Raw genomic sequence first — 21,167 nt, forward strand, 5'->3', positions numbered from 1 at the left:
TTATTCCCCTTGTAGTGTCGCGATTATCTGGCGCGAACCGCCGTGGATGCGATGCTCACCGAGCCAGATGCCCTGCCAGGTACCCAGCTTTATTCGCCCTTTATGAACCGGCAGCAGTAGCGATACGCCAAGCAGGGACGATTTGATATGCGCTGGCATATCGTCTGGCCCTTCGTAGTCATGTTCGTAGTTGCCATGATCGGGAACGGCTTGCAGAAAGAAGCGTTCCATATCGTGCCGAACGGTGGGATCACAATTCTCGTTAAGCGTCAGAGAAGCGGAGGTATGTTGCAGCAAAAGGTGCAGCAGCCCGGTCTCTACGCGCGGCATATCCGCCAGAAGCCCGAGGATCTCATCCGTGACGAGATGAAACCCGCGCGGCTTCGCGTGTAAAGTCAGGGTTTGCTGATACCACATAGGCTGCTCCTTGTTGAAACGTCTTTATTCAGTTTGCAGCAAGTCAGCGAAAGGTAAAAGCTACGCGCTCATTTTTGTTTAAAAAAACAGCGAATCGCCGGGCGTTTCTTAATATTCCGAATTGACGATCACCTCTTCGCCATACGCTCCTGCCTGCGGCAAGGGTTTATAGGTCGAGTTGGACGCGCGCAAAATGCGGATGCCGCGAATACCCATATCGCGCGCAGCGCTGATATCGTTATCCGAATCGCCGTAGAAGATGCGAATATTTTTCGCCTGTAGCCACTGGGTTTTGGTGTTCTGTCCCGGCTTATCGCCCGCGAAGATCACCGGATTCATATTTGCCGCCGGAATATGAAAGTCATCGGCCAGCGTTTTCGATACCGTTTCGGTTTTGGTCTGGCTTCGTCCGGTGACAAAGTAAATGTCGTCGCCACGACGCACATGCAAGGCGATCAGCTGGCGCGCCACCTCTTTGGGAATGCTGAACTCATCCCAGCCGTTATTCATCTTTTCCCAGAATGCCGGATTCGTCAGATACGCTTCGCTGTCCGGCGAGTACATTTTCTTTCCGCGCCAGAAGCCCGGGCTGGAAAATAATACGGTATCGTCGATATCAAACCCGACCGCCATCGGCGGACGCCCGGTGAGGCTGTTTTCGATCTGTGCGACCGACACCCAGTGGACCGGCGCTTGTTCAGCGAGTTTTGCAACGTTAGTGCCCGGGTTAAGCGGAGACGGCGGGGATGCCAGCGCGCTGGCGGAGTGATTTAACGTGAAAAGCAGACAGAGGGCGCTGAAGGCCAGTGTGATCTTACGCATATTTTTCCCTTCAAAGTCATTTAGTTATGATTTTTAGTGCGACTATTCAAAACGCTCTGACCTTAACCCCGACGACAAATGAAGGGAAGAAATTTCTACGGTTTTGTCATAGAAAAAGAGAATGATCACAGCTGAAGAAAGTAAGCCCATAAGCCGGATGAACAATGTGCCATCCGGCCTGCTGACGTAAAAATGTTACATAACGGCGGCAAAGGCTTTTGCCACGCGCTGAACGTTGCCGGTGTTTAGCCCGGCGACGCACATGCGTCCGCTGGCGATAAGGTAAACGCCGAACTCGTCGCGCAGGCGATCCACCTGGGCGGCGCTCAAGCCGGTATAGCTGAACATGCCGCGCTGTTTTAGCAGATAGTCAAAGTTTCGCCCAGGAATGGTCGCCGTCAGCACGTTCACCAGTTCCTGACGCATCGCCAGAATCCGGGTGCGCATCGTTTCCACTTCCGCCAGCCAGTTCGCTTTCAGCGTCTCATCGCCCAGCACTGTCGCAACCAGTTGCGCGCCAAAGTTTGGCGGGCTGGAGTAGTTACGCCGTACGGTGGCTTTAAGCTGTCCCAGTACGCGCCCGGCGGCTTCTGCATCGTCGCAGATCACGGAAAGACCGCCGACGCGCTCGCCGTAGAGAGAGAAAATTTTAGAAAAAGAGTTGCTGACCAGCGCGGGCAATCCGGCGCTGGCAATAGCGCGAATCGCCCAGGCGTCATCGTCCATCCCTGCGCCAAACCCCTGGTAGGCGATGTCGAGGAACGGGATCAGATCGCGCGCTTTCAGGATTTCGGTGACTTCGTCCCACTGGGCATGGCTTAAATCCGCCCCGGTGGGGTTATGACAGCAAGGATGCAACAGCACGATGCTACGTGCGGGCAGCGTTTTCAGGGTAGCCAACAGGTCGTCAAAACGCACGCCGTTAGTGGCGTCGTCATACCAGGGGTAAGTACTTACTTCGAATCCAGCCCCTTCAAATATGGCGATATGATTTTCCCAGGTCGGGTCGCTGACCCACACGCCGGAATCCGGGAAATAGCGCTTGAGAAAATCCGCGCCAACCTTCAGCGCCCCGGAGCCGCCCAGCGTCTGGATCGTGGCGACACGCTGCTGCTGGAGAACCGGATGATCGACGCCAAACAGCAGTGGCGCAATGGCGTGGCGATAGCTGTTCAGACCTTCCATTGGCAGATAAAGCGAGGCGCCATGCGGTTGCGCATTCAGGCGTGCTTCCGCTTCGGCTACCGCGTTGAGCTGTGGAATGATCCCGTCTTCGTTGTAATACAGGCCGATACTCAGGTTCACTTTGTCACTGCGCGGGTCGTCTTTAAACCGCTCCATGAGCGAAAGAATCGGGTCGCCAGCATAGGCGTCAACTTTTTGAAACACGCGATGGTTCTCCAGGTTTACAGGCAGGGGTTAAGACACAATAAACCGGATAACCGTGAAGATCGAGAGGATGTTGCAGAGAATATGCCGCGCTTTGCCGGATGGCGACAACGACTCCGGCCTGCAGTGAGATCAACCCAGGCCGGAGAGCCGTACGCTTAATCGATATACTTCATCGCCACCCGTGATGTCAGGCGCGTGATAAGTTCGTAAGCACTTACTTTCGTTATTTCAGCGATGCGTTCGACGGGCAGCCCTTCGCCCCAAAGAATCACCGGATCGCCTGCATTGTCCTGCGCCTGCGGGCCGAGATCTACGCAGATCATGTCCATCGCCACGCGTCCCACAATCGGCACTTCACGACCGTTCACCAGCACCGGGGTGCCGGTCGGCGCCGCGCGCGGATAGCCGTCGCCATAGCCCATCGCGACAACGCCAAGCCGCGTGTCTCGCTCGCTTCGCCACGTTCCTCCGTAGCCTACCGGTTCCCCGGCTTTGTGCTCACGCACAGCTATCAGGCTGGAGGTCAGGGACATCACCGGCTGGCAGCCGAAGTCCGCGCCGGTAGAGTGGTTTTCCAACGGCGAAACGCCATAAAGGATGATCCCCGGGCGCACCCAGTCAAAATGCGACTGTGGCCATAGCAGGATCCCGCCGGACGCGGCAATGGAGCGCTGCCCAGGCTTTCCCGCGCAGAAGGTGTTGAAAATCGCGAGCTGCTTTTCCGTCGCACCACATTCCGGTTCATCGGCACGGGCGAAATGGCTGACGATATTGACCGGCTGACGCACATTTTTGCATCGGGTCAGACTCTGATAAAACGCGTCTGCCTGCTCCGGCAGCACGCCCAGACGGTGCATACCGGTGTCGAGCTTCATCCACACGCTTACTGGCGCATCCAGTTCCGCCGCTTCCAGCGCAACCAGTTGTTCTTCGTTATGTACCGCCGTATGCAGATGCTGTACGGAGATAGTGGGTAGATCAGACGCCTCAAAAAAGCCTTCCAGCAGCAGGATAGGCTGGGTGATCCCTCCCGCGCGCAGGCGCAACGCCTCTTCGAGTCGCGCGACGCCAAAAGCGTCAGCATCGGGGAGCGTTCGCGCGGTCTCTAACAGACCGTGTCCGTAGGCGTTCGCTTTCACCACCGCAACCAGCTTGCTGGCAGGCGCCAGTTGACGCAGACGTTGCAGATTGTGTCGCAGAGCGCGGCGATTAATCATGACGGTTGCCGCTTGCATTTGAGTTCCTTAAATTATTTGTCTCAAATTTGGCGTTATTGTTGCAGCGAGTTTGGGTACGGCCAGCGCGCAGCCACCGGAGCGTACTGAAGTACGTGAGGATGGCGAGCACAGCCCAATCCCAAAATCGCAAATAAAATAGCCAAATTATTTATTCGTCGTCGTATTGTGGCCCGGCATAATTATCAAAGCGCGACCATTGCCCGTTGAATGTCAGACGCACCGTGCCGATGGGGCCGTTACGCTGCTTACCAATAATGATTTCCGCGATGCCTTTCAGGTCACTGTTCTCGTGATAAACCTCATCACGGTAGATAAACATAATCAGGTCGGCGTCCTGCTCGATAGAGCCGGACTCACGCAGGTCGGAGTTGACCGGACGCTTGTCGGCACGTTGTTCCAGGGAGCGGTTAAGCTGCGACAGCGCCACTACCGGCACATGCAGTTCTTTCGCCAGCGCTTTCAGCGAGCGGGAGATTTCGGCGATCTCCAGGGTACGGTTGTCGGAAAGCGACGGTACGCGCATCAGCTGAAGATAGTCGATCATAATAAGCCCGATGCCGCCATGTTCGCGGGCAATACGGCGCGCGCGGGAGCGCACTTCCGTCGGCGTCAGGCCGGATGAATCATCAATATAGATATTGCGTTTTTCCAGCAGAATGCCCATCGTACCGGAAATACGCGCCCAATCCTCGTCGTCGAGCTGACCGGTACGGATGCGGGTTTGATCGACGCGGGACAGCGACGCCAGAGAACGCATCATGATCTGTTCCGAGGGCATTTCCAGACTGAAGATAAGCACCGGCTTGTCCTGCAACATCGCCGCGTTTTCAACGAGGTTCATCGCAAAGGTCGTTTTCCCCATCGACGGACGCGCGGCGACGATAATTAGATCCGAGGGCTGTAAACCGGCGGTCTTTTTATTGAGGTCGTCATAGCCGGTGTTCACGCCGGTCACACCATCGTGCGGCTGCTGGAATAGCTGTTCGATACGCGCGACGGTAGCGTCGAGCACATCGGCAATATTTTTCGGACCTTCGTCTTTATTGGCGCGGCTTTCGGCGATTTTGAACACGCGGGATTCGGCGAGATCGAGCAGGTCTTCGCTGGTGCGCCCCTGCGGATCAAACCCGGCTTCGGCGATTTCATTTGCCACCGAAATCATTTCACGGACAACGGCCCGTTCGCGGACAATGTCGGCATAAGCGCTGATATTCGCCGCGCTTGGCGTATTTTTTGACAGTTCCGCCAGATAGGCGAATCCGCCAACGCTGTCCAGCTGTCCCTGGCGCTCCAGCGATTCCGCGAGCGTAATCAGGTCGATAGGGCTGCCGCCTTCCTGCAGGCGACCCATTTCAGTAAAGATGTGACGGTGCGGACGGGTGTAGAAATCATCCGCTACCACACGTTCGGCAACGTCGTCCCAGCGCTCGTTATCCAGCATTAAACCGCCCAACACCGACTGTTCCGCTTCAATCGAGTGCGGCGGCACTTTCAGCCCGGCAACCTGCGGGTCGCGCTCCCGGACATCAGTCTGTTGTTTGTTGAAGGGTTTATTTCCTGCCATAGTGAATGGAGTTACCGAAATAATGATTGGGTCGAAAGATTACCACATTTCTTTTGGAGGAAGCATGGCAACACGTATTGAATTTCACAAGCATGGTGGCCCTGAAGTGCTTCAGGCCGTGGCGTTCACCCCGGCAGATCCGGCGGAGAACGAAATCCAGGTCGAAAACAAAGCGATTGGCATTAACTACATCGATACCTACATCCGCAGCGGGCTTTATCCGCCGCCAGCGCTGCCCAGCGGGCTGGGTACCGAAGCAGCGGGCGTAGTGAGCAAAGTGGGCAGCGGCGTAACGCACATCAAAGCGGGCGATCGCGTCGTGTATGCGCAATCTGCGCTCGGCGCCTACAGTTCAGTGCATAACGTCGTGGCCGATAAGGCGGCGATTTTACCCGACGCGATCTCTTTCGAGCAGGCCGCTGCCTCGTTTTTGAAAGGGCTGACTGTCTTTTACCTGTTGCGTAAAACCTATGAAATCAAACCCGATGAACCGTTCCTGTTCCATGCGGCGGCAGGCGGCGTGGGTTTGATTGCCTGCCAGTGGGCGAAAGCGCTGGGCGCAAAACTTATCGGTACCGTGAGCAGCGCGCAAAAAGCGCAGCGGGCGCGGGATGCAGGCGCGTGGCAGGTGATTAACTATCGCGAAGAAAATCTCGTAGAGCGGGTCAAAGAGATCACCGGCGGGAAAAAGGTCTGCGTAGTGTACGACTCGGTGGGGAAAGACACCTGGGAGTCCTCGCTGGACTGTCTGCAGCGTCGCGGCCTGATGGTCAGCTTCGGTAACGCGTCCGGCCCGGTGACCGGCGTGAACCTGGGGATCCTGAATCAGAAGGGTTCCCTGTACGTCACGCGCCCTTCTCTGCAGGGCTACGTCACCAATCGCGATGAGCTGACTGAAGCCAGCAACGAACTGTTCTCGCTAATCGCCAGCGGCGTGATCAAAGTTGATGTGGCGGATAGCCAGAAGTTTGCCCTGCAGGATGCGCAACGCGCGCATGAAATGCTGGAAAGCAGGGCCACGCAAGGGTCCAGCTTGCTGATTCCTTAAGCCGGGATCTGCTGAAAGAATTAGGGCTTCCACCTGGGAAGCCCTTTCTTTTTTTAGTTCGGCTGTATGTAGGGTACAGCACGATGAATCCGTTAGACGCGCAATAGTGACAGATTTGATTATCAATTCCTATTTGGTTCTAAAGGCAAAATTGCAGGTTGTGACGAACCCCACAATACCCTAGTAACGCCAGCGGTTATTGCGACGATATTGCGGCACTTTCGGCGATTTGATCGCCTTGATAACCCATACCACAGCAACCGCCAACAGCAGCCATGGCAACAGTTTGATCATCAAAGCAAACATTCCGCCCAGGAACATCACCGCGGTTGCCACCACCAGCGCAGCCAGGATGCCCAACAGCGAAACGCCAGTGACCATCAGCATGATAAAAAAGCCAAGCACAAAAAGTAGTTCCAGCATGACGCTCTCCCATAATGAAATTCTGCTCAATGCTTTACAAAATGCGTGCCAACATTAATTCGTTGATATATAAACAAAACGCCCCGCGGCAATGCGCAGGGCGTGGTGAAATTGACTAACTAATGGTGAAATTTTAACGCTTATCAGCGACCAGTTTTAATGCATGCTCAAGCACGTTGATATCCGCACCGGCTTTATGGGCATTTTCGCTCAGGTAACGACGCCACTGACGCGCGCCCGGAATGCCCTGGAACAGGCCGAGCATATGGCGGGTGATATGGCCTAAATAGGTCCCCTGGCGCAGTTCCCGCTCAATATACGGATACATCGCCCGTACCACGGCCACCGGATCGGCATCCGCCGTGTCAACGCCGAAAATCTCCCGGTCAACCGAGGCCAGAATTCCCGGATTCTGGTACGCTTCGCGCCCGACCATAACGCCATCCATATGGGCAAGGTGCGCTTTCGCCTGTTCCAGTGACGTAATACCGCCGTTAATCGACAGGGTGAGATGCGGAAAATCCCGTTTGAGCTGATAAACCCGTGGGTAATCCAGCGGCGGAATTTCGCGGTTCTCTTTCGGGCTTAATCCGGAAAGCCAGGCTTTTCGGGCATGAATGATGAACATGTCGCATTCACCGTTGCCTGAAACGGTATTCATGAAGTCACAGAGAAATTCATAGCTGTCCTGGTCGTCAATACCGATGCGCGTTTTAACGGTCACCGGAATCGACACCGCATCACGCATCGCCTTCACGCAATCGGCTACCCGTTGCGCCTGTCCCATCAGGCATGCGCCAAACATACCGTTCTGCACGCGATCCGACGGGCAGCCAACGTTAAGGTTGATCTCGTCATAGCCGCGAGCCTCCGCAAGTTTTGCACACTGCGCAAGCTGAGCCGGATCGCTTCCCCCCAGTTGCAGTGCCACCGGATGCTCCTCATCGCTGTACGCCAGGTAATCGCCTTTGCCATGAATAATGGCGCCTGTTGTGACCATCTCGGTATAGAGCAGCGTCTGGCGAGACAGCAGCCGCAAGAAATAGCGGCAATGTCTGTCCGTCCAGTCGAGCATCGGTGCGATGGAGAAACGGTGTGCGGGAAAGGCAGCGTGTAATTCTGGTGACATGGCGATTTTTTGAGCGTCTGGTGAACAAGGGGCGCTACTATAGCACAAAGGTAAACCGGAGACGTAACGTCTCCGGTGCTGCCTCAGAACGTCATGCTGAGCTGCGCGCCTGCCCCCCAGGTTTCGTCTTCACCATACAGACCCATCAGATCCACATGAACGCGGTTGAACGGAGAAAACCCAACGCCGCCGGTAAAGACATTGCTGTCGTTCGCCTTCACATCAGCACGGTAGCCTGCCCGAACGGCCAGCCAGTTCAGCGGACGAACCTCTGCGCCGACGCCTACATACTGGGAATCATCTTCGCTCTTAAAACCTTTCGTTTCGGTTAGATCGCCATCCGCTGTCAGCGTCACTACGTCGTTATGCCAGGCGACACCCGCGGTGACCAGCGGGCGAATCTGATAGGTATCCTGATAATTACGCGTTTCGCCGGTCAGGCCGTTGGTGATGTAAATTGATTTGGTGTCGATATCGCGCGAGATAAGGTTTTGCCCGCTGACGCCCAGCGTCCAGTTTTCGCCAAAGTCCGCCGCAATCCCGGCATCGACGTTAAAGCCGGTGTCATCGTTGCGGTATCGGCTGCTGTTCCAGTCGCTGCTATCGTAGTTATAGATCGAGGTCGTGTAATTATAGAGCCAGGTTTTTTGCAGTTTCGGCGTGACGCCAATAGAAAGCGGCACGTCGCCTAAGGCAAACTGACGCGCCACCGCGATACCGTAATCGGAGACGATCGCCGCCCGGCCGGATGCCGTGGAGTTAAGGTGTTTGGTGATTTCATCAGAGCCCTGCAGCGCCGCCCTGCCCGCTTCAACTAACGCATAGGCATCGCTACCCTCGATTCTGCGAAGATAATCAATATCGCCTTGATCGATTGACGCGCTTACACGGCCATGCGCATAGCCTTTCGCCACAAACGCAACGGATAATACCTCGTTGGGAATACTGACCGCCAGTCCGGCCCCGGCGTTAGCATGCGCCGTCTTCCCTTTCAGGTACTCCAGCTCATCGGCAAGATCGCGCGCCGCCCCCTGAAACTGGTTTAACACGCCGCGAGGGTTCAGCAGAACCTCGGCTGGCGTCAGGTTATCGACGACGTCATCGTAGTAGTCGATTTTGTCGCTGATTTCATCAATCTCATCCTGCAAGTTATCCTCGTCGGTAATTTGCGCCCCAACCGCAGGAAGGATGACGGTAATGCTGTCCTCAGGTTTAGCCTTCGCCAGCAAAGCCGGGTTGATGAGAACCCCACTGCCATAATGTGCCGAAGCCACGCCCGTCCCGCCCATTGCATCGTTACGCGCTTCCGCCCAGGTATTTGCCGCGTTCGCCTGGTGTGATACCCAAAACGAAACCGCGATCGCCACCACCGAAAAGTTAAAATTTTTATTCACAGTAAACCCATTTTTATTAGCAGGTGAAATAACGCCTCTGCCAGTATCAACGCAGCAGAGGAGAACTATTGCTGTGAGAAAAGAATAAAAATGGTGCTATTCGCTTCATGCAGAATGGGGCTGAAGCGTTCTCTTTTTGTGATACGCCTCAATATGTATAGAAGACTTTATTAAGCGCGGAAAGATTCGCAGACGATATATCGTCACTGGCAGGATCTCGGCGTTTCCTGCAGAACATGATAAAGTGAGGGTTTATCACCCCACGCTAACCGAGGTGCCCAATGGAAAAGACCACAACGCAAGAGCTGCTGGCGCAAGCTGAAAAATTGTGCGCGCAACGCAATGTGCGACTGACCCCGCAGCGCCTCGAAGTGTTACGCCTGATGAGCCTGCAGGACGGGGCGATTAGCGCTTACGATCTGCTCGATCTGCTGCGGGAATCAGAGCCACAGGCCAAACCGCCGACGGTTTACCGGGCGCTGGATTTTCTGCTAGAGCAAGGGTTTGTGCATAAGGTGGAATCCACAAACAGCTACGTACTTTGTTATCTTTTCGATCAGCCGACGCATACCTCAGCCATGTTTATCTGCGATCGCTGCGGCGCGGTGAAGGAAGAGTGTGCGGAAGGGGTGGAAGATATTATGCATACGCTGGCGGCAAAAATGGGTTTTGCCCTGCGTCATAACGTGATTGAAGCGCATGGGTTATGTTCAGCGTGCGTGGAGGTTGAAGCCTGTCGTCATCCCGGCGATTGCCAACATGACCATTCTATTCAGGTCAAGAAAAAACCCCGTTAATGGCGCGAGCGGCAAGGCGCGCCGCTCACTGTAAGCAAATAAAGGGCAGTACGTCCTTGTACTTTTGGGCAGGAGGGTTTACCAGCGGTAGTCGTTGCGGGTTTCCCAGTCACCCACCTCTTTTTCCGCCTGATCTTTCTGGTAGCCATAACGTTCCTGGATTTTACCTACCAGCTGATCGCGCTTACCTTCGATAACCGTCATGTCATCGTCGGTTAATTTGCCCCATTGCTCTTTCACCTTACCTTTGAATTGTTTCCAGTTACCACCGGCTTCGTCTTTATTCATCATAAAGTCCTCTTCGTTAGGCTGTGAATAGCGAGTCTACGTCATCCAACGTTGCTACGTTTCTTGCTGGACGTGATATTAAGTGTAGTCAGGGATTCTGGGTTCGGTTGAGTATTCAGAATATTTAACCGTCACGTTACCGAAAACCAGGTACCGTTACGCCAGTGCCGCCGCCAAATCCATGCTAACGAAAGTCCGCGCAGCGCCAGGAAAACCGCCAGCGCCAACCACAAACCGTGATTCCCCAATGCCGGTAGCGCCAGCAGCGTTAACGCAAAACCCGTCGCCGCCACCGCCATACTGTTACGCATTTCCGCAGCGCGGGTCGCGCCAATAAACATGCCATCCAGCAAGTAGCACCAGACGCCGACCAACGGCAGGATCACCTGCCAGAACAGATAACGATCGGCTAACTGTTGCAACTGCGGCAGTGAGGTCAGCAGCGCGATTATCTGCTCCCCCACCAACAGGTAGGTCAAAGAAAACAGCAGTGCTACGATGCCTGACTGACGACACGCCGCCCGCCAGACCTCCAGCAATTGACTACCGTCCCGCGCGCCATACGCCTGGCCGGAATGTGCCTCAACAGCGTAGGCAAAGCCGTCCAACGCATAGGCGGTAAAGGTAAGCAGCGTCATGAGCACTGCGTTCACGGCAATGATGTCGCCGCCGAGCCTTGCGCCAAGAACAGTAATGGCGCCAAAGCAGAGCTGGAGCAGCAGCGAACGCAGCATAATGTCGCGATTAAGCGCCAGCAGGCGACGAATATTCCCGCGCCAGGCCTGCTTTAGCATCGCCATCGAAACGCCGCGCAGATGCAGCACCTTGCGCACCATCAGCATTCCCAGCAATAGCGTGGCGTATTCAGCTATCACCGTGGCCAGCGCAGCGCCCTGCACGTTCATATGCAGACCCATCACCAGCCACAGGTCGAGGATAATGTTGAGGATGTTACCGACAATCAGCAGAATCACCGGCGCCCGCGCATACTGCACACCGAGCAGCCAGCCCAGCAGGACCAGATTGGCCAGCGAGGCGGGCGCGCTAAGCCAGCGGATTTCCAGGAAGCGTCTTGCCTGCGCCAGCACCGCTTCGCTACCGCCGACGATATGCAGCGCCAGATCGATCAGCGGCGTTCGGCAGAGCGCAATGAGCAGGCCAGCGCCCAGCGCCAGCAACAATGGCTGTACTAACGCGCGCGCCAGCGCCTGTGGGTTCTTCGCTCCAAACGCCTGCGCCGTAAGCCCGGTAGTGCTCATTCGTAAAAAGAGCAGCAGCATGAACAGAAAACTGGTAGCCGTCGCCCCAACCGCCACCCCGCCGAGGTAAACAGGACTGTCAAGGTGGCCTATCACCGCGGTATCCACCAGCCCAAGCAGCGGCACAGTGATGTTGGAGAAAATCATGGGTAAGGCAAGACGCCAGAGCGCTTTATCAGCAGATGCAAAGAACGGCATGAGAAGAAGCCTGAGGAGCAGTGATCGTAGATTTAAAATTATACAGGCCTGATAAGCACAGCGCTGCCAGGCCTGGCGCCGGATAACGGCGCGTACGCTTTTATATCCGGCTAAATGAAATTACAGCCATTCACCGTTGCGGATGACGCCGACGGCCAGCCCTTCAATCGTGAAGCTTTGTTCACGCAGATCCACGACGATCGGTGTAAATTCGCTGTTTTCTGGCAGAAGCTCGACTTTGTTGCCCTGTTTTTTCAGGCGTTTTACCGTTACTTCGTCATCAATGCGCGCCACGACCACCTGACCGTTACGTACATCCTGCGTTTTGTGTACCGCCAGCAGATCGCCGTCCATAATGCCGATGTCTTTCATCGACATACCACTGACGCGCAGCAGGAAGTCGGCATTCGGTTTAAACAGTGACGGATCGACCTGGTAATGGCCTTCAATGTGCTGCTGCGCCAGCAGCGGCTCGCCTGCCGCAACGCGACCGACCAGCGGTAAGCCATCCTCTTCTTCCTGCAGCAGTCGAATGCCGCGGGACGCGCCGGAAACGATTTCAATCACCCCTTTGCGCGCCAGCGCTTTCAGGTGTTCTTCAGCGGCGTTTGGGGAACGGAACCCCAAACGCTGCGCGATTTCCGCACGCGTCGGCGGCATACCTGTCTGGCTGATGTGATCCCGAATAAGATCAAACACCTCTTGCTGCCTGGCCGTTAACGCTTTCATTCCGCCCCCTGGGTGTATATACAGTTATGCTGTGAGTATATACAGCTAAAGGTGATTTTGGAACCACAAACTGCACAATGATCCGCAGTTTTATGCGGTTATGGAACGGAGCGCGTATGTTGTTAGTGAAAATGGGCCCACAGCAGAATGCCCCAGGTGATCATCGCGACAATAATGGAAAGCAGCACTGCCGCCGATCCCATGTCCTTCGCCCGTCCTGACAGCTCGTGATATTCGGATCCAATACGGTCGACGACGGCTTCAATTGCGCTGTTTAAAATTTCAACAATCATGACCAACAGCACCGAGCCAATCAGCAGAACGCGGGTAATAGCATCGACATCCAGCCAACAGGCGATGGCCACGCCTGCCAACACCGCAATGCTTTCCTGACGGAACGCCGCCTCGTTGACCCATGCTGCGCGAAACCCCTTCCAGGAGTAACCGGCTGCTTTAATAATTCGGGTGAATCCAGTGGTATTGTTAGCCATTAAAAGAACCTTTTTGCATTATTGGCGTCAATGACAATGCTTTGTTAGCGCGTATAATCTGAGTGCGGGCAACGCGGCGCGAAGTATGACCGTATACAACAGAAATTCACATGACTTTCTGATATCCTTGCAGCGCATTTGCATTATTAACCAGAGGCTTTACATCGTTTATGTCCGGCTGGCCACGAATTTACTATAAATTACTGAATTTACCATTAAGCGTACTGGTAAAAAGCAAGTCTATTCCGGCGGATCCTGCCCCGGAACTGGGACTCGATACCTCTCGCCCAATTATGTACGTTTTGCCGTATAACTCCAAAGCGGACTTACTCACACTGCGTGCGCAGTGTCTGGCGCACGATCTTCCCGACCCGTTAGAGCCGCTGGAGATCGACGGCACGCTGCTGCCGCGCTATGTCTTTATTCATGGCGGACCGCGTGTCTTTACGTATTACACGCCGAAAGAAGAATCTATCAAGCTGTTCCATAACTATCTCGACCTGCATCGCAGTAATCCAGACCTGGATGTGCAAATGGTGCCGGTCTCGGTGATGTTTGGCCGCTCGCCTGGACGTGAAAAAGGCGAAGTGAATCCGCCGCTACGTATGCTTAACGGCATTCAGAAATTCTTTGCCGTCTCCTGGCTGGGGCGCGACAGCTTTGTGCGTTTCTCGCCGTCCGTGTCGCTGCGCCGCATGGCCGACGAACACGGCACCGACAAAACCATCGCACAGAAACTAGCGCGCGTGGCGCGTATGCACTTCGCCCGTCAGCGTCTGGCGGCGGTCGGTCCGCGTCTGCCGGCGCGACAGGATCTGTTTAACAAACTGTTGGCCTCGAAAGCCATTGCCCGGGCGGTAGAAGACGAGGCGCGTAGCAAGAAGATCTCCCACGAAAAAGCGCAGCAAAACGCCATTGCGCTGATGGAAGAGATCGCTGCGAACTTTTCTTACGAGATGATTCGCCTGACCGACCGCATTCTGGGCTTTACCTGGAACCGGCTGTATCAGGGGATTAACGTCCATAACGCCGAGCGCGTGCGCCAGTTGGCCCACGACGGGCACGAAATCGTCTATGTGCCGTGCCACCGCAGCCATATGGACTATCTGCTGCTCTCGTATGTTCTTTACCATCAGGGGCTGGTGCCGCCGCATATCGCTGCCGGTATCAACCTGAACTTCTGGCCTGCGGGACCGATTTTCCGTCGCCTGGGCGCGTTCTTTATCCGCCGCACTTTTAAAGGCAATAAGCTCTATTCGACGGTGTTCCGCGAGTATCTCGGCGAACTGTTCAGCCGCGGCTATTCCGTTGAATACTTTGTCGAAGGCGGGCGTTCCCGTACTGGCCGTTTACTGGATCCGAAAACCGGCACCCTGTCGATGACCATCCAGGCGATGCTGCGCGGCGGTACCCGTCCGATTACGTTAGTCCCGATTTACATCGGCTACGAGCACGTCATGGAAGTGGGCACTTACGCCAAAGAGCTGCGCGGGGCGACGAAAGAGAAAGAGAGCCTGCCGCAGATGCTGCGTGGCCTGAGCAAACTGCGTAATCTCGGTCAGGGCTACGTTAACTTCGGCGAACCGATGCCGCTGATGACGTACCTCAACCACCACGTTCCCGACTGGCGCGAGTCTATCGACCCTATTGAAGCGGTGCGTCCGGCCTGGCTGACGCCGACGGTTAACGGTATTGCTTCTGAACTGATGGTGCGCATTAACAACGCAGGGGCGGCGAACGCCATGAACCTGTGCTGCACCGCACTGTTGGCGTCACGTCAGCGTTCGCTCACCCGCGAGCAGTTGACCGAGCAGCTCAACTGTTATCTGGATCTGATGCGCAATGTGCCGTACTCCTCTGACTCAACGGTCCCGTCGGCCAGCGCCAGTGAACTGATCGATCACGCGTTGCAGATGAATAAGTTTGAAGTCGAAAAGGATACCATTGGCGATATCATCATTCTGCCGCGCGAGCAGGCGGTACTGATGACCTATTATCGCAACAACATTGCCCATATGCTGGTTCTGCCGTCGCTGATGGCGGCGATCATTACCCAGCACCGCCGAATCTCCCGCGACGCGTTGCTGCAGCACGTGGATGTCCTTTACCCAATGCTGAAAGCCGAGCTGTTCCTGCGCTGGGAGCGCGATGAGCTGGCTGGGGTCATTGACGCGCTGGCGACAGAAATGCAGCGTCAGGGGCTGATTACCGTACAAAACGACGAGCTGCATATTCATCCTGCGCGTTCCCGCACGCTGCAACTGCTGGCGGCAGGCGCACGCGAAACGTTGCAACGTTACGCCATTACCTTCTGGCTTCTGAGCGCGAACCCGTCAATCAACCGCGGTACGCTGGAAAAAGAGAGCCGGACCGTGGCGCAGCGTTTGTCGGTTCTGCACGGCATCAACGCGCCGGAGTTTTTCGACAAGGCAGTGTTCAGTTCGTTAGTGCTTACTTTACGTGACGAAGGCTATATCAGCGATACCGGCGATGCAGAACCTGGCGAAACCATGAAGGTGTACCAGATGCTGGCGGAGTTGATTACCTCGGATGTGCGCCTCACTATCGAGAGCGCGACGCAAAGCGAGTAACGTATAAAAAAACCGGTCGAATGACCGGTTTATTGTTTATAAATGCCAGTAGCTCATCGCCAGCCCGATAAACAGCACCAGTCCGACATAGTTATTGTTCATAAACGCTTTGAAGCAGGCTTCACGTTCGCGGTGAGCAATCAGCTTCTGCTGATACGCGAACAGCGCGCCAGCGACCACAATCGCCCCGTAAAATCCTATCCCCAGTCCGTTCAGCCAGCCAATCAGCGCCATCAATACCAGCACCGCGACCTGCAAAATACCGATGATCAGCTTGTCGTTTTTACCAAACAGAATAGCGGTCGACTTAATACCGATCTTCAGGTCATCGTCACGGTCAACCATCGCATACTGTGTGTCGTAGGCCACCGCCCAAAGTATGTTAGCCAGGAACATTAACCAGCAGCTCAGCGGCACCGATTCGCTCACTGCGGCAAAGGCCATCGGAATCGACCAGCCAAACGCCGCCCCCAACACCACCTGCGGCAAATGGGTGTAGCGCTTCATAAACGGGTACACCCAGGCAAGCGCCAGCGCGGCAACGGAAAGTAAAATAGTCATGGTGTTGAGCGTCAACACCAGCAGGAAGGCGAGCATCACCAGCACGACAAACAGCGTCCGGGCCTCTTTTTCAGTCACCGCGCCGCTGGGTAACGGACGGTTCGCCGTGCGCTTCACGTGGCCGTCAAATTTGCGATCGGCATAGTCGTTTACCACGCACCCGGCGGCGCGCATCAGCCAGACGCCCGCAACGAAGACTGCCAGAATCCACAATGGAGGCACGCCAGGGGTCGCGACCCATAACGCCCATAGCGTCGGCCAGAGCAGCAGTAAGGCGCCAATGGGCTTATCCGTCCGCATTAAGCGATGAAACGCCAGAAGCTTGTTCTGCGTCAGACTCCACTCCATTTTATTTTCCTCTTAGTACAACGGTGATGCCGGTAAAAACAGCTCGGTCAGCAACAGCGGCTTACCGCTCAGCCGCAGGCGCGAACGCCGCCCCCAAAGCCCGGCATCACAACCAATCTCAATAAAATCTCGGGTTAATGTCGATGATGTAAAAAGATAGCGCCCTAACGGGATTTTGCCCAATTTTTGTAGGGCTATTTCCGGGCCGCTGAGGGTGGATTCAGGCACCACTGTGCGTCCGGCAAGCCAGGGTTCGTCATCGGCGCATAACAGGATTTCACGCAGCCAGTAGCGGGACTCTTGCGGCAGCAACGCCAGTTCGTCCGCTACCTCTTGTTGCCCGACAAAGCCTTCTCTTATCAGCGTCACCGTGACCCGTTTTCCCTGCTGCTCAAAACGTTTTGTCATGGAATCTTCCAGTAACAGCCAGTCGAGCTGTTCTGCATCCAGCGCAGGGAGCGCTTCAAAATAGCGCAGCGCACGCAGTTGCGTTAACGCGGGGTGTGACATGCTGACTCTCCGTTTCATAACTGAAAGTCATTGTATCGCAGAAAAGCGATTACAGAAGGAAGAAACGCAGTTAAGTGATCTGTTACGCAACAGAAACGTAACAATTCGCATCGAATGCTAAAACGAGGGCGAAAAAAAGGTGCGCCACAAGACGCACCAGTTGTTGCAAATCAGCAATGTGGGGAGAACATTACCCCTTGCCTTTTACACTGCTGATAAAGGTGGAACGAGCAGATGTCGACCCCAGGCGTTCAGCTTCATCAAGCAGTTTCAGCGCTTTATCCACGTCACCTTTGGCGACGGCGTCTTTAATCGCCTTGTTAAAGTAGCTTTCAGTGTCGTTCAGCATCGGCTCGCTTTTCTTAACCGGCGCAGGTGTCGGCGCGGCAGCGGGTGCGGCATAGGCAGGCGCAGGCGCGGCGGTATTACCGACCGTCACCGGACCCGGGCCGGACGATCCAAACAGCGGCCCTACCAGCACGCTGGAGTTGCTGCTGGTTTTCACTTTCAGTGTCAGCAGGCCGTCGGTGGTGTGACGGGCCACGGGGTCCGGAATATCCGGTACGGCGTTACCGACACCTTTGGCATAGGCTTTGGCCGGATCAAGCAGCGTAGTGGTCTGCTGGAGATCTTTCTCGGTGGTAAAGACCAGCACGTAGAGCTTCTGCTGGCCCAGCGCTGGCGTCAGACGCATCACCCCTTCCAGACGATCCGCGCTCATTACGCCCGGCGCCTGGTAAGTGAAATAGCTGCTGGGGAAAAACGCGGATGGCGTCATGTTCTGATCAAGAATCAGCACGTTCGGCGCAAAGACGCTGGTTTGTTTATTCACTTCGCTGGAAAGCGTAATGTTCAGTTCGCCGATATTCGCCGGGACGCTCCAGGCCGCGACGGGGCCGGTAATGCCCGCCACGTCGAGGCGCTGGCCGCCGGTTGAAAGCTGGACAGATTGCGTTTTAGATTGATCGGCCGGCGTCCAGGTTAATTGCTGGAGCGCAGCGGTCGGAATAGTCGGCGCGGCGCTGGTGTTTTGCGGCACATAGTTGACCTCAGCCAGGCTGATGCCCGGCGCGCTGGCGAGTAACCCTGCGGATAAACAAAGGGCGACGAGACTTTTCTTCATTTTCATTGTTATCACCTCAGAAAGCATGGGTTCAGCGGTGGCCAGGCAATAGCGCGCTAAACCGCGAGAAAACAGAGGGGCTTACGCCCCTCGTTACGTCAGGTTAATGCCGGATTACCACCAGATTTCCATCTGGGCGCCGAAGGACCACTCATCGTTGTCGCCACGGCTGAAGGTACGGGCGCTGGTATCGCTATAGGCGATGCCGTTGTCATAACCCCATTTTTCATCCCACTTCGCGTAAGTTGCGAAGACACGGATAGCCGGACGAGACCAGATGCTGTCGCCCGCCTGCCACTGTTGCGCCAGGGTGATTTTGTACTGGTTGTTGGTGTCGTCGGTACGCTGAGATTTCACGTTGTCGTAACCCACTTCCATCAGGGTGCTCATGATCGGCGTCCATTTGAACATTGGGCGCACACCCACGGTCCACCAGCGCGTACCGTTTTTGTCGTCACGGTCGATATCCTGATACATACCGACGTACATCAGATCCCAGCGATCCCCCAGCGAGATGGCGCCGTGGTCAAGGATACGTACCAGCGAACCGTTGTTATTGATTTGGTTGTTAATGTAACCAATCTCATTATCGCCGTCGTAGTTATTGCCGGTGTAGGAGCCTTGCGGAACCCCTTTACCCTGCGTCGTCATTGCGTCGGTAGCGTACTGAACTACAAACTTGTTGTAGCCCTTCAGCATGCTCTGGGTGTGTTCAGCGGTGAACATCCAGCCGTCTTTGGTTGCGCCGTCGGCGTAACTGTAGCCGTCGGTTTTGTTAGCGCGACCATAGTCAACGCCCAGCTCCAGTACGCCGTCCGGGTTGGTTTCCAGCCCTGCTAAACGCACGTCGAACACATCGTTCGCTGTGTCTTTATAGTCACGATAGATATCGTTGCTTGAGAAAATATAAGAACCGCCCGCTTCCTGAGAACGGGTCGCGGCCAGAGACAGTTTACCGAAGCCCAGATCGATGTTTTCAATACCGGCGCCAGGACCGGAAATATCCCAGTAGTAGAAGTCGATCATGTGGACGTCATGACGCTGATAGAAGCGCTTACCGGCCCAGATAGTGGAGCCCGGCAGCCAGTCGATCAGGTTTTTACCCTGTACGTTGGCTTCACGGAACGCCGGATCGGTGGCTTCCCAGTCGTTCTGCTGCGCGACGGAGTAAGCGACGTTGGTATCGAAGTAAAAACTCTTATCGCCCTCTTTCCACACTTCCTGACCCAGTTTCAGTTCCGCGTAGGTTTCACATTCGTTACCGAGACGGTACTTACTTTGAGCGCCGGTTGCCTGGAAGCACTGTTGTTCGCCGCCACTGCCCGTCCAGCCAATACCGGAACGAGCATAACCATGGAAATCCACGGCCATTGCCTGAACAGACATCATGCCTGCTGCTACGGCAACCGCCAGGGGGAGTTTGCGCAGAGTAATCATCATTCTATCTCCTGAGATCATTGCTTTTCTTTAAACGCGTCACCGGTCGGGCTGCCGCTTTGTTGGCTTGATGCCGCCACGTCGGGTTTTACGTTTTGTTTTTTTAATGGGGAGCCTTAAACGCCCGGTTCCTTGTGCAACCGACGACATGCGGTGCCATCCTCACGGAACAGATGGCAACGCTCTGGCGGCAGGCCGATAGCGAATGTGGCGCCCTCTTCTACCAACACCACGTCGTTCTGGCGGTAAACCAGGTTCTGACGGATGGCGGGGATCTGGATATGAATTTGCGTTTCGTGACCGAGTTGTTCGACAACCTGCACTTCACCTTCCAGGGTGACGTCGGCGATGTCGCTCGGCAACAGGTGTTCAGGACGAATCCCTAAGGACATGTTTGCCCCCACCTGGACATTCGCGCTGTCGACAGGCAGCCAGACGTGCTGGCGGTTAGGCAGCTCAACCTGAACCTGGTCGATGGCGGTGGCGGTGACTTTCACCGGCAGGAAGTTCATCTTCGGCGAGCCGATAAAGCCCGCGACAAAGCGGTCAGCCGGATAGTGGTACAGCTCCAGCGGCTTGCCGACCTGCGCCACGCGTCCGGCGTCGAGCACCACAATTTTGTCCGCCAGCGTCATCGCTTCGACCTGATCGTGGGTGACGTAAATCATCGTGCGGCCCAGGCGTTTATGCAGGCGGGAGATTTCAATACGCATCTGGACACGCAGCGCGGCGTCAAGGTTGGACAACGGTTCATCGAGCAGGAACACGCGCGGTTCCGCCACCAGCGTACGGCCAATCGCCACGCGCTGGCGCTGACCGCCGGAAAGCGCCTTCGGCTTACGCTCCAGCAGGTGCGCCAGTTGGAGTACTTCCGCCACCTGATTGACGCGCTGGTTCATCACCTCTTTTTTGGCGCCCGCCAGCTTGAGGCCAAACGACATATTTTCCGCAACGGTTAAATGGGGATAGAGCGCATAAGACTGAAAGACCATGCCAACGCCGCGTTCTGCGGGCGGGATATCGTTCATTCGGGTGTCACCGATGAAAAGATCCCCGCTGGTGATGGTTTCCAGCCCGGCAATCATACGCAGCAGTGTGGATTTTCCGCAGCCTGACGGTCCGACAAACACCACGAATTCCCCTTCGTGAATGTCGAGGTTGATATCTTTCGATACCACCACGTCACCCCAGGCTTTCGTTACATTTCGCAGCTGTACGCTCGCCATGCCCTTCTCCCTTCGTTACAACCTGTCATCGACAGCAACATTCATGATGGCCTGACTATGCGTGATTCATTGATTGCGTAAATCCTCCACCCCCCGGCTTTTTTATGGGGGAGGAGTCGGGAGGATGAGAGAAGGAGCACTGAGACCGACGCCAGGCAGCAGCAGGGAATTTCGTGATGTCG

20 protein-coding genes are annotated in these 21,167 nt (G+C 55.5%); 3 read left to right on the plus strand and 17 right to left on the minus strand.

Annotated features, from left to right (window positions below; genetic code table 11):
- From HVX72_RS20390 to dnaB, 5 genes are all read right to left on the minus strand, one after another.
- On the minus strand, positions 1-417 hold the full coding sequence (locus HVX72_RS20390) for a secondary thiamine-phosphate synthase enzyme YjbQ (protein ID WP_060570401.1): 417 nt from the start codon (positions 415-417) through the stop codon (positions 1-3).
- Between the two features lie 108 nt (positions 418-525).
- The gene (gene aphA / locus HVX72_RS20395; RefSeq protein ID WP_060570402.1) at positions 526-1,239 is read right to left on the minus strand and encodes an acid phosphatase AphA; all 714 of its coding nucleotides are present in this window, start codon (positions 1,237-1,239) and stop codon (positions 526-528) included.
- Positions 1,240-1,434: 195 nt separating this feature from the next.
- The gene (tyrB, locus tag HVX72_RS20400; protein ID WP_042291207.1) at positions 1,435-2,628 is read right to left on the minus strand and encodes an aromatic amino acid transaminase; all 1,194 of its coding nucleotides are present in this window, start codon (positions 2,626-2,628) and stop codon (positions 1,435-1,437) included.
- Between the two features lie 158 nt (positions 2,629-2,786).
- On the minus strand, positions 2,787-3,866 hold the full coding sequence (gene alr / locus HVX72_RS20405; RefSeq protein ID WP_181822182.1) for an alanine racemase: 1,080 nt from the start codon (positions 3,864-3,866) through the stop codon (positions 2,787-2,789).
- A gap of 151 nt (positions 3,867-4,017) precedes the next feature.
- Positions 4,018-5,433 (minus strand): replicative DNA helicase, encoded by a 1,416-nt coding sequence (gene dnaB / locus HVX72_RS20410; RefSeq protein ID WP_042291212.1) that lies wholly within the window; start codon positions 5,431-5,433, stop codon positions 4,018-4,020.
- 64 nt (positions 5,434-5,497) lie between these two features.
- Between dnaB and HVX72_RS20415 the strand changes: the two genes are divergently transcribed.
- On the plus strand, positions 5,498-6,481 hold the full coding sequence (locus HVX72_RS20415; RefSeq protein WP_060570451.1) for a quinone oxidoreductase: 984 nt from the start codon (positions 5,498-5,500) through the stop codon (positions 6,479-6,481).
- Positions 6,482-6,661: 180 nt separating this feature from the next.
- On the opposite strand, the gene pspG is transcribed toward HVX72_RS20415, so the two are convergent.
- The 3 genes from pspG to HVX72_RS20430 all read right to left on the minus strand — a co-directional run bounded on the left by pspG (position 6,662) and on the right by HVX72_RS20430 (position 9,427).
- Positions 6,662-6,904 (minus strand): envelope stress response protein PspG, encoded by a 243-nt coding sequence (gene pspG / locus HVX72_RS20420; RefSeq protein WP_042291214.1) that lies wholly within the window; start codon positions 6,902-6,904, stop codon positions 6,662-6,664.
- A 133-nt stretch (positions 6,905-7,037) separates the two neighbouring features.
- A complete protein-coding gene (dusA, locus tag HVX72_RS20425; protein ID WP_181822183.1) occupies positions 7,038-8,033 on the minus strand; it encodes a tRNA dihydrouridine(20/20a) synthase DusA in 996 nt (331 codons plus the stop codon).
- Positions 8,034-8,116: 83 nt separating this feature from the next.
- Positions 8,117-9,427 carry a conjugal transfer protein TraF gene (locus HVX72_RS20430; protein ID WP_042291219.1) on the minus strand — a complete coding sequence of 437 codons (1,311 nt, stop codon included), beginning with the start codon at positions 9,425-9,427 and terminating at the stop codon, positions 8,117-8,119.
- A 281-nt stretch (positions 9,428-9,708) separates the two neighbouring features.
- On the opposite strand from HVX72_RS20430, the gene zur reads away from it, so the two are divergent.
- Positions 9,709-10,224 (plus strand): zinc uptake transcriptional repressor Zur, encoded by a 516-nt coding sequence (gene zur, locus HVX72_RS20435; protein WP_042291221.1) that lies wholly within the window; start codon positions 9,709-9,711, stop codon positions 10,222-10,224.
- 78 nt (positions 10,225-10,302) lie between these two features.
- Here the strand turns inward: zur and HVX72_RS20440 are convergent, their stop codons facing one another.
- The 4 genes from HVX72_RS20440 to HVX72_RS20455 all read right to left on the minus strand — a co-directional run bounded on the left by HVX72_RS20440 (position 10,303) and on the right by HVX72_RS20455 (position 13,189).
- Positions 10,303-10,512: a CsbD family protein gene (locus HVX72_RS20440; RefSeq protein WP_042291340.1), complete on the minus strand. Its 210-nt coding sequence runs from the start codon at positions 10,510-10,512 to the stop codon at positions 10,303-10,305.
- 131 nt (positions 10,513-10,643) lie between these two features.
- The gene (gene dinF, locus HVX72_RS20445) at positions 10,644-11,969 is read right to left on the minus strand and encodes an MATE family efflux transporter DinF (RefSeq protein ID WP_181822184.1); all 1,326 of its coding nucleotides are present in this window, start codon (positions 11,967-11,969) and stop codon (positions 10,644-10,646) included.
- A gap of 120 nt (positions 11,970-12,089) precedes the next feature.
- Positions 12,090-12,698: a transcriptional repressor LexA gene (lexA, locus tag HVX72_RS20450; protein WP_042291226.1), complete on the minus strand. Its 609-nt coding sequence runs from the start codon at positions 12,696-12,698 to the stop codon at positions 12,090-12,092.
- A gap of 122 nt (positions 12,699-12,820) precedes the next feature.
- Positions 12,821-13,189, minus strand: a complete 369-nt coding sequence (locus tag HVX72_RS20455) for a diacylglycerol kinase (RefSeq protein WP_181822185.1) — start codon at positions 13,187-13,189, stop codon at positions 12,821-12,823.
- Positions 13,190-13,359: 170 nt separating this feature from the next.
- Between HVX72_RS20455 and plsB the strand changes: the two genes are divergently transcribed.
- Complete coding sequence (gene plsB / locus HVX72_RS20460; protein ID WP_042291230.1) at positions 13,360-15,780, plus strand: glycerol-3-phosphate 1-O-acyltransferase PlsB; 2,421 nt, start codon at positions 13,360-13,362, stop codon at positions 15,778-15,780.
- Positions 15,781-15,816: 36 nt separating this feature from the next.
- On the opposite strand, the gene ubiA is transcribed toward plsB, so the two are convergent.
- From ubiA to malK, 5 genes are all read right to left on the minus strand, one after another.
- Positions 15,817-16,689 (minus strand): 4-hydroxybenzoate octaprenyltransferase, encoded by an 873-nt coding sequence (gene ubiA, locus HVX72_RS20465; RefSeq protein WP_181822186.1) that lies wholly within the window; start codon positions 16,687-16,689, stop codon positions 15,817-15,819.
- A gap of 12 nt (positions 16,690-16,701) precedes the next feature.
- A complete protein-coding gene (gene ubiC, locus HVX72_RS20470; protein WP_181822187.1) occupies positions 16,702-17,199 on the minus strand; it encodes a chorismate lyase in 498 nt (165 codons plus the stop codon).
- Positions 17,200-17,389: 190 nt separating this feature from the next.
- Positions 17,390-18,328 carry a maltose operon protein MalM gene (malM, locus tag HVX72_RS20475; protein ID WP_181822188.1) on the minus strand — a complete coding sequence of 313 codons (939 nt, stop codon included), beginning with the start codon at positions 18,326-18,328 and terminating at the stop codon, positions 17,390-17,392.
- Between the two features lie 108 nt (positions 18,329-18,436).
- Positions 18,437-19,762, minus strand: coding sequence for a maltoporin (locus HVX72_RS20480; RefSeq protein WP_042291240.1), 1,326 nt, complete (start codon positions 19,760-19,762; stop codon positions 18,437-18,439).
- Positions 19,763-19,875: 113 nt separating this feature from the next.
- On the minus strand, positions 19,876-20,985 hold the full coding sequence (gene malK / locus HVX72_RS20485) for a maltose/maltodextrin ABC transporter ATP-binding protein MalK (RefSeq protein ID WP_042291242.1): 1,110 nt from the start codon (positions 20,983-20,985) through the stop codon (positions 19,876-19,878).
- Positions 20,986-21,167: the final 182 nt, after the last annotated feature.

Source organism: Citrobacter sp. RHB21-C05 (assembly GCF_013889015.1).
GTDB classification, from domain to species: Bacteria; Pseudomonadota; Gammaproteobacteria; order Enterobacterales; family Enterobacteriaceae; genus Citrobacter_A; species Citrobacter_A sedlakii.